An 11,750-nucleotide genomic window follows, 5' to 3' on the forward strand; every position below is an offset into this window, starting at 1 on the left:
CCCCGGCCTGTCCCGGTCGGGGGCAGCGGCGTGGCGGCGATCCCGCGCACGTCGAGCGCCGCCCGGACGACACCGGCCCCGGCCCGTGGCACAGCGCCACGGGCCGGGGCGCGTCGTCGGTCAGAAGTGGGCCGGGAAGTCGGCCTTGCGGATCAGGCAGTGGATGCCCTTCACCCCGTCGACGACCTGGCTCACCTCGAAGTCGGCGGCGGCGCTCAGGTAGGCCAGCGCGGTCTGCGGGGGCATGCCCTGGGTGCGGACGAGGAAGTCGACGGCGGCCCGCACGGCCCGGCGCATCGCCTCGTCGAGGTCGCCGTGCAGGCCGACCGGCAGCCAGTGGGTGGCGGTCTCGCCGAACGGCCCGTTGACGGCCCCGAGCAGGCCGCCGGCCTGCGCCCGGGGGATCACCGACAGCCGCAGGGTGGCCCGCAGCGGCGCTTCCAGGGCGGTCAGCGCCACCTCGCCGTCGCCCTGGGCGTAGTGCGGGTCACCGGCGTAGAAACCCGCCCCGGGTAGCTGTACCGGCAGGTAGAGGGCGGAGCCGACCTGGAGTTCGTTGATGTCGAGGTTGCCGCCGAACGCGCCGGGCGGCACGGAGTGCACCGGCTCGTCGGTGTCCACGGCGACGCCCATCAGGCCGAGGAAGGGGGCCAGCGGGAAGGTGGCGGCCCGCCCGTCGCCGTACGGCAGGGTGCCGAGCAGCCGGCCGCCGCTGTGCAGCACGCGGGTGAAGTGGGAGACGGTGCCGTACTCCCGGGGGCCGTCGCCGTCCGGGCCGGTGTCGGTGGGGGTGAGCGGGTACTCGCCGGGCAGCGCGCCGTAGCCGTGCCGGCTGCTGATGAAGCCGTACGGGGCGCGGACGAGCAGGTCGAGCACCTCGACCCGGAGCAGGTCGCCGGGTTCGGCCCCGGCCACCGCGACCGGGCCGGTGACCACGTGCGGGCCGTCGGCGTCGTAGTCGTGGGCGACGTCGGAGGCGGCCAGGTCGCGGGCGTCGGTGAGGACCTGGTCGGCGGGCACGTCGAACTGCTTGAGGAAGCCGACCGGGTCGCGGCCCTGGTCCTCCAGGATGCCCTCGTGGCTGAGCGTGTCGATGGTCACGGTCTCGCCGGAGCCGACCCGCAGCACGGGTTCGTGCCGCCGGTTGGGCAACCGGCCCCACAGGCAGGTGTCGGGGGTGCTCGGCAGGTAGTGGGTTCCACCGATCGGGCCATCGTGCGGCTGGAGCATGACATCCTCCGGAAGGGGTGACACCGGCTGGCGGTGCGACGGGACGGCGCGGCCCGGTGCGGGTGGCCGGCGGCCGGCGACGGGATGCGCGGGCCGCATCCGAGGGCCGGCGATCGGGGTCGGGCGGATCGGCCGGGCCATGTCGGATGCAGGGGATCGTGACCGGCGAAGCAACCGTTGCGTGTTGCGTTCGTATTAACAGCGAGTAACCCAGTGTCGGAGTCTGCCCTGCTCTTGACAGTTGCCATGGCCGAGTAGCAGCATCGTGTAGCGAGATGCTGTCTCGCATGACGTAGAAGGCGGTGAGGTGATGGCGCAGCAGACGCCGGTACGTCCGCTCGGTGCCACCGGTGACGGCGCGATGATCGACGAGGACTGGGAGGCGCTGCGGTTCCGGGTGCACCGCTCGGCGTACCGCGACCCCGAGGTGTTCCGGACCGAGATCGACCGGATCTGGAATCACACCTGGCTCTATCTCGGCCACGAGACCGAGATCCCGAAGGCGGGTGACTTCAAGACCCGCACCCTCGGCGGTCGACCGCTGATCTTCTGCCGGGACGCCGGGGGCGAGGTGCGGGCCTTCTTCAACGCCTGCACCCACCGGGGCACCGTGCTGTGCCGGCACAGCGAGGGCAACACGAAGTTCTTCCAGTGCTTCTACCACGCCTGGGCGTTCAGCAACTCCGGCGAACTGGCCGCGCTGCCCGGCGACGACGCGTACCCCGACGACCCCGCCTTCCGGGCGTCGATGGCCCTGCGCCAGGTGCCCCGGCTCCAGATCCACGAGGGGTTCGTCTTCGTCGCCTTCGACGCGGACGTGCCCGACCTGCTGACCCACCTCGGGCCGGCCGCGCACTACATGTCGCTGACCGCGAAGATCGGCGAGCACGGCATGACCACCCTGCCGGGCGTGCAGCTCTACAGCGTGAAGGGCAACTGGAAGCTCGCCGTCGAGAACGCGATGGACGGCTACCACTTCGCCCCCACCCACAACACCTTCGTCGGCTACCTGCGCGAGACCGGGTTCGCCGTCACCGACGACGACCAGTACGCCTACGACCTCGGCGGCGGCCACGGGCTGCTCGTGCTCACCGGGCACAACGGCCGGATCGGGATGGTCTGGGAGCCCCGCTTCGGCGACGAGGAGAAGACCCGCACCGTCGCCAAGCGCCGCGAGCTGGAGGCCCGCCTCGGCCCCGAACTCGCCGCCGAGGTGGCCGACGCCAGCCGCATCCTGTTCGTCTTCCCCAACCTGCTGCTGTTCGACCTGGAGGCGTTGACCATCCGGCAGCTCGAACCGGTCGCCGCCGACCGCACCGACGTGCGGGCGTGGCAGTTCGTCGAGGTCGGCGAGCCGGAGTCGGTCCGCGCGCTGCGGATCAAGACGATGGTCAGCTTCGTCGGGCCGGGCGGCCTGGCCACCCCCGACGACATCGAGGCGTACGAGGCGGTGCAGCGCGGCATCACCGCGACCGCCGACTCGGCCGACCCCGCCCACGACTGGAGCGACATGTCGCGGGGCATGGCCAACGAGAAGCAGGGCAACCAGGGCCGCTCGATCGACGAGGGCGCGATGCGCAGCTTCTGGCGGCGCTGGGCCGAAAAGGTCGGGGCGGGCACCAGCGTGGCCGGCGACCCGCCGGCCGGTACGCCCGCCGCCGGACCCGCCACGGGAGGTGCGGGCAAGTGAGCGCGTCGTCGACGACGGCCGGGAGCCGTGGGGGAGTGGTCAGTGTGGCATCGCGCGAGGTGACCCGGGCCGAGGTGGAGGAGTTCCTCTACCGGGAGGCGCAACTGCTCGACGAGTGGCGGCTCGACGAGTGGCTCACCCTCATCGAGCCGGGTGGCCGGCTGGAGGTGCCGACCACCGACTGGGCCGGCTGGGACGCCACCACCGCCGGGTACTTCGTGGCCGACGACTACGAGCTGATCCAGGCCCGGGTCAAGCGGCTCAAGAGCCGCAAGGCGCACGCCGAGAACCCGCACTCGCGGACCCACCGGATGGTCTCCAACGTGCTGCTGTTGGAGGCCGGCGCGGAGACCGTGTGGATCAGCGCCAACTTCATCATCCACCGCTACCGCGACAACGGCGCCTACACCTACGTCGGCCGCTACGAGCACGTGCTCAAGGTCGACCCGGACGGGCTGCGGTTCCGGCTGCGCCGGGCCGTCCCGGTGATGGAGTCGATGGACCCCGGCGCCCGACTCAGCTTCATCCTCTGAGCCGGCCGCCATGATCACCCACATGCTGGTCTTCCGGTTCCGCGACGACCTGCCGCCCGGCGCGGCCGAGTCCGTCCTGGCCGAGCTGGAGACCTTCCCGAGCCGCTACCCCGCCATGCGCAACTGGCGCAGCGGGGTCAACGTCAGCACCCGCGACACCAGCATGACCCACGGCTTCGTCGTGGAGTTCCCCACCGAGCAGGACCTGCTCGACTACCTGCACAGCGATTCGCACGAGCGGTTCGTCAGGGAACGCTGGCGGCCGGTCATCGAGCGTCAGGCCATCGTCAGTCTCCCCACCGCCGGGGACGCCCAGCCCATCGAGAGGGGTCACAGATGACCACCGAGGCCACCGCCCGCCGCCGTGGGCCCTACGGCATGGAGTACGCCCGGATCGAGGTGCCCGACCTGGCCGCCTCCATCGAGTTCCTCCAGTACCACGTCGGGCTGCAACTGGAACAGCACGACGACGAGTACGCGTTCCTGCGCGCCGACCTCGAACACCACAGCATCGAGCTGGTCGCCGCGCCGCAGCGCACCGAGTCGTGGACCACGGCGGTCGGGTTCAGCGTCGAGAACGACGCCGTCCTGGACGACCTGCGGGAGCGGGTCACCGCCGCCGGGCACGAGGTGTTCGAGCTGGCCGACCGGGTCAAGGGACTGGTCCAGCGGGGCTTCGCCGTCCGCGACCCCAACGGGCTGATCGTCGAGCTGTTCACCGAGTTCCAGGAGTACGCCGAGCCGCCGCTGATCGAGCTGCGCCCGCTGGACCTGGTCCACCCGTTCCTCGCCACCGACAAGTACGACGAGACGCTGGCGTTCTACACCAAGGTGCTCGGCTTCCTGGAGTCCGACCACGTCGGCGACGTCACGGTCTTCCTGCGCAGCGAGGACCGCTACCACCACAGCCTGGCGATCCAGCGCAACAACGAGTTCTACGTCGCGCACCTGTGCTTCATGATGAAGAGCTTCGACCACGTGATGCGCGGCCGGGCGCGGGCCCAGTACAAGCAGGTCCCGATCGCCTCCGACCTGGTCAACCACTCGGCGTCCACGTCGATCGCCTTCTACATGCACGACACCCGGCACGGGCCGCGCTACGAGCTGTGCGACAGGCACCGGGTGTTCACCCCGGAGGAGCACGAGACCCACCGGGCCCGCCGGATGGCGGTGGACCCGCGCAACATCGACGTGTGGCGTCCCGCCGCCGACGACTGGGCGCGTTTCTGACCCGCACCCCCGTCAGGACCGGCCGGCGGACTGTCGTACCCGCCCGCCGGTGAGGGGTGCGAACGCGGGGTGGCCCGGTCAGGGGGCCACCCCGCACTCGTCTGCCCGCGACGTCCGGTCCCGCCGCGCACACGATGACTTGACCCTCACATCAATGTCAGGGTTCTAGCATCGCCGGGTGCGTAAGGGGACCAGTGACATGCGGATCGGAGAACTCGCGCGCCGCTGCGGCGTCAGCGTCCGTTCGGTGCGGTACTACGAGCAGCAGCACCTGATCGCCCCGGGCCGGGCCGCCAACGGTTATCGGGAGTACGACGAGTTGGCGGTGGTCAGGGTCCGGAACATCCACGAGCTGCTCGACTCCGGCCTCACCGTCGAGGACATCCGGCTCTCGATCGACAAGGGGTGCCTCGACGAGCCGTTGAGCACCCTGCCCCGGTGCCCCGACGTGCTCCGGGTCGCCACCGACCGGCTCGGCGCGCTGGACCGGCGGATCGCCGCTCTCCAGGACCTGCGCGGGCGGCTCGCCCGGCAGTTGTTGGCGACCAGGTCGGCGATGGCCCGCGCCGAGGAGACCGTGGCCGACGAGTGGTCACGATGAGATTCGGACTCTCCCTCGAACCGCAGGCGTGGCCGGGCGACGCGGGTGCCGCCATGCTGCGGGCAGCGCGGGACGCCGAGCGGATCGGCCTGGATTACGTCCTGATGGCCAACCACGTGCTGGAGAACCCGCACGGCGCGGGCTTCGATCCGGTGGTCCTGCTGGCGGCGGTCGCCGGAGCGACGACCCACCTGGGGATCGCGACGAGCGTGCTCGTCCTGCCCTACTACCAACCTGTGGTGCTGGCCAACCAGCTTGCGACGCTGGACGTCGTGTCGGCGGGCCGCCTGACGGTCGCCGTCGGCACCGGCTGGAACCCGCAGGAGTTCGACGCGTTGGGGGTGCCGCTCGAACTACGTGGCCGGCGGACCGACGAGAGCCTGGAGATCATGAAGGCTCTGTGGACCGGCACCACCGCCGACCTGGACGACAGGTTCGCCGGCCTGCGCGACGCCCGCATCGGCGTTCCCCCGTACCGGCCCGGCGGGCCACCGGTCTGGGTGGGTGGACACAGCGACGCGGCGATCCGGCGGGCGCTGCGGTTCGGGGACGGCTGGCACGGTTCCGGCCTCGACCACGAGGAGGCCCGCTACTTCCGGCGTCGGATCGAGGAACTGGCCGACGGCACGGGACGTGACCCGGCGTCGATCGGGATCAGCACGGTCGGATTCCTGGTACCGCCGGGAATGCCGGCGGTCCGGCCCGCGCCGGGCCGGTTGATCGGTGGCCCCCGCGCCACCACCACGGCGATCGTCGACGACCTGTGTCAGCTCGCCGACGCGGGGGTGGCGATGTGCTCGTTGTGGATGCCCGTCGACGGACGCCGGATGGGCGAGGCGTTGGCGTGGTTGGCCGACGAGGTCCTGCCCCGGGTGGGTCACCGGTCCGGCCCGCGCTAGCTCGGGCCCACGCCGTCGCCCTGTCGGCAAGCTGACCCGTGGTTGGCCGGCGGGACGCCTGCCGTCGACAATGGACGGAGCGGCGCGGACGGAGCGGCGCGGACGGTCGGAGCCGACGGTGGCGGGAGCACGATGATGTCTGGCAGGACGGCCGCCCGGCGGGCGGCGGCGTTGGTCGCATGGTGCGCGATGGTGGTGGGGGCCGGTGCGGTGGTGGCGACACCGGCGGTGGCCGCGGTGCCGACGGGCACGATGAGCGCCGGCACCGTCACCGACGGGCGGAGCCTGCTCTATGTGAACAACCCGGATTCGCTCCGCAACACCGACCTCGCCGAGGCGGGCCGGGCGATCTCCGCCCACGGCCTGACCGCCGGCGGTGTGTACCGCGCCTACTTCTCGCACGTGAACCGGACCAGCCCGGCGGTGCCGCTGCACTACGGCATCCGGCTGACCAACGGTCGCAGCACCGCGACCGTGGTCACCCGGACCCGCAGCGTCTGGCGGGCCGGTGCGGCGGGCATCGGCGGCCCGGCGTTGGCCGACTTCCTCAACAGCAGTGAGAGCACCACGATCACCGTGCCCGGCAACGGTCGGGCCTGGTTGTACCGCAGCGACCAGCTCGGGACCGGCCTGCCCGCCACAGTCAACCAGTACCTCGTCGGGGCGGCCGACTTCAGCACCACCGGGTTGCTCACCGCCGAGGTGCTGGCCTGGTCCAGCACCGCGCCCACCGGCAACTACACCTACCCCGGCTACGCCACCGACCTGCGGGACGGGCAGGCGCAGCACCGCTTCGACAAGGGCCTGAGCCCGATCAGCGCCGCCACCCTCACCATCACCTCGACCCTGAGTACCGGCAAGGTCGAGGACCAGTTGCTCAGCGCCACGGCCGGCGTCAACACGGCCTGCCCCACCAACAGCTACGCGAACACGGGCTGGGCGACGAACCTCAACCACCTGCAGAACACGACAGCGCTCGGCGGCGACCTGGTGTCGCTCACCACGCCGGAGGGCCCGCTCGTGACGCCCTGCGTGAACTCGCCCTTCGGCGGCGGCAAGCCCAACCTGCGGAACTGGGGGGTCACCTACACCGTCCAGCTGACCGTGGACAACCAGTCGTTCGCGCCCCGGACACTGGCGTTGGTCGCGTCCGGGCTCGGCGGCAGCGTCAACCTCGCCTACCGCCCGCCGGGCGGCACGACCTGGCAGTCGACGGTGGTCGGCGACTTCGCCAGCGTCACCTGGGCGACCGTCACCGCCCCACCCGGCCCGTCGACCTTCACCGCCTCCTTCGCGGTGAGCGGGCCCGGCCCGGCCGGCCTCCTGCACCGACTGCGGACCACCGGCTGACCCCGTCGACGCCCCCGCGCCGGTCCGCGCCAGCCGGCCCGACCCGGGCCGGGCCCTACCTCCGCCGTGGGCGGCGGGCCGCTCGGCCACCACGGCGGCCGAGCAGCAGCACCACCGTGAGGACGGCCGCCGCCACGGGCAGCCCCCAGGGCCGCCGGTCCGCCGCCACGGTGAACGCGAGCGGCCGACCGGGCACCACGATCCGGCCGTCCACCTCGTACCGGCCGAACGGGGCCGCGCCGGTGGGCACCGGCACGTGGTACTCCCGGGTCTGCCCGGCGGCGATGGTGCCCAGCGCCGGGGCGGCCACGATGGTCCGGGCCCGGCCGGGCGGCCCGACGGTCAGCGCGAACGCGGGGTCGGTGATCTCCTCCGCGCCGGGGTTGTGCAGGGTGATCCGGACCGCGAGTTCGCCAGGCAGGCCGAACCAGCCGCGCGGCCCGGACCGGTCGACGGCCCGCAACGCCACCAGGGTCAGCTCGGGCGGGGTGGTCGGGGCGACCGCCGGGGCGGTCACCCCGGCCAGTGTCAGGTCGGCGCTGGCGGTGGCGGTGCCGGTCGGTGTGCGGACCCGCAGCACGCAGGGGCAGGCCACCGGCGGGGCGGCCACCAGCACCGGCAGGGTGGCCCGGCCGGACGGCGGCACCTGGCCGTGGGTGGCGGCCCCGGTCGCGCAGTCGAGCACGCCGCGCCGGGCGGCGTTGCCGCACACCTCGATCTGGACGGTGCCGGCGGGCCAGCCGTCGAGGCCGACCAGCACCCGCTGGCCGACCCGCAGCGTCCCTGCCGGCACGGTGACGCCGGGACCACCGCCCGCCGGGGTGCCGGCCGCGACGCCTGCCCCCGGGGCCGGAGCCAGCGCGGCGGCCACCGCCAGCAGGGCGACGGTACGCAGCGGCCCGGTCATCGGGCGGGCGGGGCATCGGGACGCGGGTCGACACCCGGAGCCGCCCCGGCGGCGGCTGCCGGAGCCGACCCGTCGGCGGTAACCGGAGCCGGCCCGGCGGCGGCAGCGCCGGTCGCGGAGGTGGCGGCCGGGGTGTCGGCAGGGTCCGGGGTGGACGGTCGACCGGCGGCGGCAGCGGCCCGGCGTCGCCACCACCGTAGCCCGGCCCAGCCGGCCGCCCCGGCGAGCAGGGCCAGCAGCAGCCACGGCGGGGCCCACACCCCGGCGGTACGGACCACCGGCGGCAGCGCGGTGTCCGTGGTGGTCGCCGCGATGTCGACCTCGGCGGTCAGCCGCAGCAGCGGGGGTACGCCGGTGATCCGTTCGGTGACCGTGAACGTGCCCCCGGGCAGCAGTTCCGGCAGGTCGGTGGGGGAGGTGCGGGCCTGCTCCCGGCCGAACGGCGCGCGCACGGTCACCGTGCCGCTGCCGCCGACCCGGACGTTGCCGTCGTTGCGTAGCCGGTAGCGGACCACCAGGTCGCCGCCGCCGAACGGGTTGACCGGGTTGTCGTAGGAGACGTCGACCGCCTCCACGGTGACGGCGGGCCGGACCGGGCCGGTGACCCGGAGGTAGACCCGGGCGGCGAGCCGCTGGTCGACCAGGACGCGCTGCCCGTCGGCGGTGGTCCGGACCCGGGCCACCGCACCGATCACGCCGCCGGTGTGGTCGCCCGGGGTGGCGTTGGCCGGCACGGTGAGCCGGAACGGGATGTCGACCCGGCGGCCCGCCGGGATCGTCCAGGTCCGCCGGTCGACGCTGATCCACGAGCCCACGTCGGTGGCCGGCCGGTCCGCCGGCAGCAGGGCGAACGCGCCGTCGGTGGAGGTGTAGGCGTCGGTGCCGTACACGTCGAAGGTGAGCGGGCGGTCGCCGAGGTTGGTGACGCCGACGTGGTCGGTCAGGGTGCTGCCCGGGGCCAGGTCGTAGATGAAGTAGTTGCGCCCGGTCGGGCCCTTGGCGCTGGACGGCTGGACGGCCCAGCGCGCCGCGCCGGTCTCCCCGGCGGCGGCGGTCGGGCCGGGCGTCGGGGCGGGCGCGGCGGTGGCCGGTGCGGGCGGTGCCGTGGCCACGAGCAGCGCGGCGGCGAGCACGGCGCTCGCCCGGGTCAGGGTGGTACGCAGGGACATGCCGGGCTCCGGGAGGGTGATCGGGCCCGGTGGGACGGGTGGCGAGCCCGTCCCACCGGGGTGTTGCCGAATCAGGAGAGGGTGAGGGTGAGCACCGCGCTGTAGTCGCCCGCCGCAGCGGACGCCGGAACCCCGAGCCGGAGTTCGGCTCCACAGGTGAAGGTGCCGTTGCTCGCGCCGGTCGCCGAGGTGCACAGCGCCCGGGCGGTGCCGAGACCGGCGCCGGGTGCGGCGGGCGCGCCCGGGGTGACCACGCCGGGGGTGCCGGCGAGGCCGTCGGTGCCGACTGTGGCGTTCGGCGTCCACCCGAGGTTGTCCGCGGCGATCGCACCGCCGGTGGCCGAGGCGAAGTCGGAGACCTGCCCGACCAGGCTCCAGCCGGCGTTGGTGCCGCGCAGGTCGGCCACCGTGGCGGTGTTGAGCGCCCCGGTGGTGACCTGCCCGTTGCTGACCGGCGGCAGGGCGACCGTGGCACCGGCCACGCCGAGGGTCAGCGCGCCACCGGTGACGGTGGTGGTGATCTGCTGGTCGGCGTCGCCGCCGCCGGCCGGCGTGCGGGTGAAGGTCACCGGCGTGAAGGTGTCCTGGCTCCGGTCGGCCGAGCCCCGGGCGGCGAAGGTGATCACGTAGCACTGCACGGCCGTGCAGTCGACCCGGTTGCCGGTGCGGTCGGTGTAGACCGCGCTGATCGGCAGGGTGGTGCGGAACGTGCCGTCGGCGTTGAGCCGGTCGCGGGCCTCCGTCGGCTCGTTCGTCTTGTTGACCCACTTGGTGACCTGCAGGACACCGGCGTTGGTCCAGTGCTCGTCGACCTTCGGGCCGAAGGAGACGTAGATGCCCGCCGCCCCGTTGGCCTCCGGGTCGAAGCCGCTGCCGGTGACCGTGACCGTCGCCCCGGCCGGGTCGAGCCCGGTTGCGGGGGTGACGCCGACGGCCGGTCCGGCCGGTTCGCCGCCGCCACCCGTGGAGAGGGTGAACGACAGCGGGTCGAGCGTGGAGCCGGCGGTGTAGAAGCCGTTGAACGCCGAGGCGCCCTCGGCGGTCAGCGTCGCCGCCAGGTCGGTCGCGGTCACCGTGCCGCCGCTGCCACCGGGGTTGCCGTCGCCGACGGTGACGGTGGCGATGGTGGCCTGGCGGACCGAGACCGGCTCGGCCGCCGTGGTGGTGAGGTCCACGTCCGCCTTGACGGCGGCGGTGCCACCGGTCACGACGACCGTCGGGTTGGCCAACGCGATGGTGAAGAAGTGCGCCGGGTACGAGAAGACGATCTTCCCGCCGTACCTGGCGTCGATGGCGCCGGTGCCGGCGTCGTACGTGCCGCCCTTCGCCGGGAAGGTGAAGGTGCCGTTGCTGTTGATGGTTGCGCCGTCGCTGGCGGCGATCGGCGGGTTGCCGTTGCCGGTGTTCACGTAGGCGCGGAACGAAGCCTTGAAACCCCAGGTCAGGCTGCCCGAGCGGACCTCCGCCCCGGCGGCCTGGGCGGGGCTGACCCCGACGAGGACGGTCGACGCGCCGAGCAGGGCGACCGCCGCCCAGCGCGACGTCCGCCACCGACCGGCATTGGATCTGAATCTGACCATGCTGCTCCCTCTCTGGTGCCCAATACGGACAGTGGTTTAGGTTAGGCAAACCTAACTACTGCGGCACACGGGCGACCGGCCGAAGATCTTGGACCGAAGAACCCCTTGTGAACAGCGGATCAGTCGCTTAGGTTAGGCAAACCTTAACTACGGTCGGTGTGGCAGCCGGCCCGATCCGTCATGTGGGGAGCCTGATGCGAGCACTGCGTCGCGCCGTCCTGACCGCCACCCTGATCACTGTCGGTATCGGTGTTGTCTCGACGCCGGCTCACGCCGGCACCGGACGCGGCACCGCCGGACAGACCCTCACCGCCACCCCCACCAGCGGGGTGGCCCGCGCCGGGGCGACGGTGACCGTCACCGGCAGCGGGTACGACGTCACCAAGGGCATCTACGTCGCCTTCTGCGTGGACAACGGCGTCGGCGTCGCCCCCAGCCCGTGCGGTGGCGGCGTCGACACCACCGGCAGCACCGGCGCCTCGCACTGGATCTCGTCCGACCCACCCTCCTACGGGGAGGGACTGGCCGTCCCGTACGGTCCGGGCGGCTCGTTCCGGGTGA

At 73.2% G+C, this 11,750-nt stretch carries 11 protein-coding genes and 1 pseudogene; 8 read left to right on the forward strand and 4 right to left on the reverse strand.

Annotated elements, in window-relative coordinates; all coding sequences use genetic code 11:
• Positions 1–120: 120 nt before the first annotated feature.
• Positions 121–1,230 (reverse strand): acetamidase/formamidase family protein, encoded by a 1,110-nt coding sequence (locus tag B5D80_RS31920; protein WP_088647647.1) that lies wholly within the window; start codon positions 1,228–1,230, stop codon positions 121–123.
• A gap of 310 nt (positions 1,231–1,540) precedes the next feature.
• Here B5D80_RS31920 and B5D80_RS31925 point away from each other — a divergent pair, with 310 nt between their 5' ends.
• The 7 genes from B5D80_RS31925 to B5D80_RS31955 all read left to right on the forward strand — a co-directional run bounded on the left by B5D80_RS31925 (position 1,541) and on the right by B5D80_RS31955 (position 7,533).
• A complete protein-coding gene (locus tag B5D80_RS31925) occupies positions 1,541–2,920 on the forward strand; it encodes an aromatic ring-hydroxylating oxygenase subunit alpha (protein WP_088647648.1) in 1,380 nt (459 codons plus the stop codon).
• A gap of 44 nt (positions 2,921–2,964) precedes the next feature.
• Entirely contained in the window at positions 2,965–3,453 is a 489-nt protein-coding gene (locus tag B5D80_RS33590) for an aromatic-ring-hydroxylating dioxygenase subunit beta (protein WP_158224284.1), read from the forward strand.
• A gap of 10 nt (positions 3,454–3,463) precedes the next feature.
• Positions 3,464–3,793, forward strand: a complete 330-nt coding sequence (locus tag B5D80_RS31935) for a Dabb family protein (RefSeq protein ID WP_088647650.1) — start codon at positions 3,464–3,466, stop codon at positions 3,791–3,793.
• A complete protein-coding gene (locus B5D80_RS31940; RefSeq protein WP_088647651.1) occupies positions 3,790–4,683 on the forward strand; it encodes a VOC family protein in 894 nt (297 codons plus the stop codon). Before B5D80_RS31935 ends, B5D80_RS31940 begins: the two co-directional genes overlap by 4 nt.
• A 178-nt stretch (positions 4,684–4,861) precedes the next feature.
• Positions 4,862–5,284, forward strand: coding sequence for a MerR family transcriptional regulator (locus B5D80_RS31945; protein ID WP_245855109.1), 423 nt, complete (start codon positions 4,862–4,864; stop codon positions 5,282–5,284).
• Positions 5,281–6,183, forward strand: coding sequence for a TIGR03619 family F420-dependent LLM class oxidoreductase (locus B5D80_RS31950; protein WP_088647657.1), 903 nt, complete (start codon positions 5,281–5,283; stop codon positions 6,181–6,183). The genes B5D80_RS31945 and B5D80_RS31950 overlap by 4 nt, the downstream gene beginning before the upstream one ends.
• 135 nt (positions 6,184–6,318) lie before the next feature.
• Positions 6,319–7,533, forward strand: a complete 1,215-nt coding sequence (locus tag B5D80_RS31955; protein WP_144081833.1) for a hypothetical protein — start codon at positions 6,319–6,321, stop codon at positions 7,531–7,533.
• A 55-nt stretch (positions 7,534–7,588) separates the two neighbouring features.
• Here B5D80_RS31955 and B5D80_RS31960 read toward each other — a convergent pair whose 3' ends face one another.
• The 3 genes from B5D80_RS31960 to B5D80_RS31970 all read right to left on the reverse strand — a co-directional run bounded on the left by B5D80_RS31960 (position 7,589) and on the right by B5D80_RS31970 (position 11,189).
• A complete protein-coding gene (locus B5D80_RS31960) occupies positions 7,589–8,440 on the reverse strand; it encodes a hypothetical protein (RefSeq protein WP_088647654.1) in 852 nt (283 codons plus the stop codon).
• Entirely contained in the window at positions 8,437–9,609 is a 1,173-nt protein-coding gene (locus B5D80_RS31965; protein ID WP_088647655.1) for a WxL protein peptidoglycan domain-containing protein, read from the reverse strand. The genes B5D80_RS31960 and B5D80_RS31965 overlap by 4 nt, the downstream gene beginning before the upstream one ends.
• Before the next feature lie 71 nt (positions 9,610–9,680).
• Positions 9,681–11,189, reverse strand: a complete 1,509-nt coding sequence (locus B5D80_RS31970) for an HtaA domain-containing protein (RefSeq protein ID WP_088647656.1) — start codon at positions 11,187–11,189, stop codon at positions 9,681–9,683.
• Positions 11,190–11,383: 194 nt separating this feature from the next.
• Here B5D80_RS31970 and B5D80_RS31975 point away from each other — a divergent pair.
• Positions 11,384–11,750, forward strand: a pseudogene (locus B5D80_RS31975) (hypothetical protein); the annotation flags it as partial.

The sequence above is a fragment of the Micromonospora wenchangensis genome (assembly GCF_002210435.1).
Lineage (GTDB): Bacteria > Actinomycetota > Actinomycetes > Mycobacteriales > Micromonosporaceae > Micromonospora > Micromonospora wenchangensis.

Excerpts from the sequence above, each read along its gene's own strand:
- B5D80_RS31935 (WP_088647650.1), top strand. The coding sequence starts at position 3,464 with ATGATCACCCACATGCTGGTCTTCCGGTTCCGCGACGACCTGCCGCCC.
- B5D80_RS31925 (WP_088647648.1), top strand. The coding sequence starts at position 1,541 with ATGGCGCAGCAGACGCCGGTACGTCCGCTCGGTGCCACCGGTGACGGC.
- B5D80_RS31970 (WP_088647656.1), bottom strand. The coding sequence starts at position 11,189 with ATGGTCAGATTCAGATCCAATGCCGGTCGGTGGCGGACGTCGCGCTGG.
- B5D80_RS31960 (WP_088647654.1), bottom strand. The coding sequence starts at position 8,440 with ATGACCGGGCCGCTGCGTACCGTCGCCCTGCTGGCGGTGGCCGCCGCG.
- B5D80_RS31965 (WP_088647655.1), bottom strand. The coding sequence starts at position 9,609 with ATGTCCCTGCGTACCACCCTGACCCGGGCGAGCGCCGTGCTCGCCGCC.
- B5D80_RS31950 (WP_088647657.1), top strand. The coding sequence starts at position 5,281 with ATGAGATTCGGACTCTCCCTCGAACCGCAGGCGTGGCCGGGCGACGCG.
- B5D80_RS31920 (WP_088647647.1), bottom strand. The coding sequence starts at position 1,230 with ATGCTCCAGCCGCACGATGGCCCGATCGGTGGAACCCACTACCTGCCG.
- B5D80_RS31955 (WP_144081833.1), top strand. The coding sequence starts at position 6,319 with ATGTCTGGCAGGACGGCCGCCCGGCGGGCGGCGGCGTTGGTCGCATGG.
- B5D80_RS31940 (WP_088647651.1), top strand. The coding sequence starts at position 3,790 with ATGACCACCGAGGCCACCGCCCGCCGCCGTGGGCCCTACGGCATGGAG.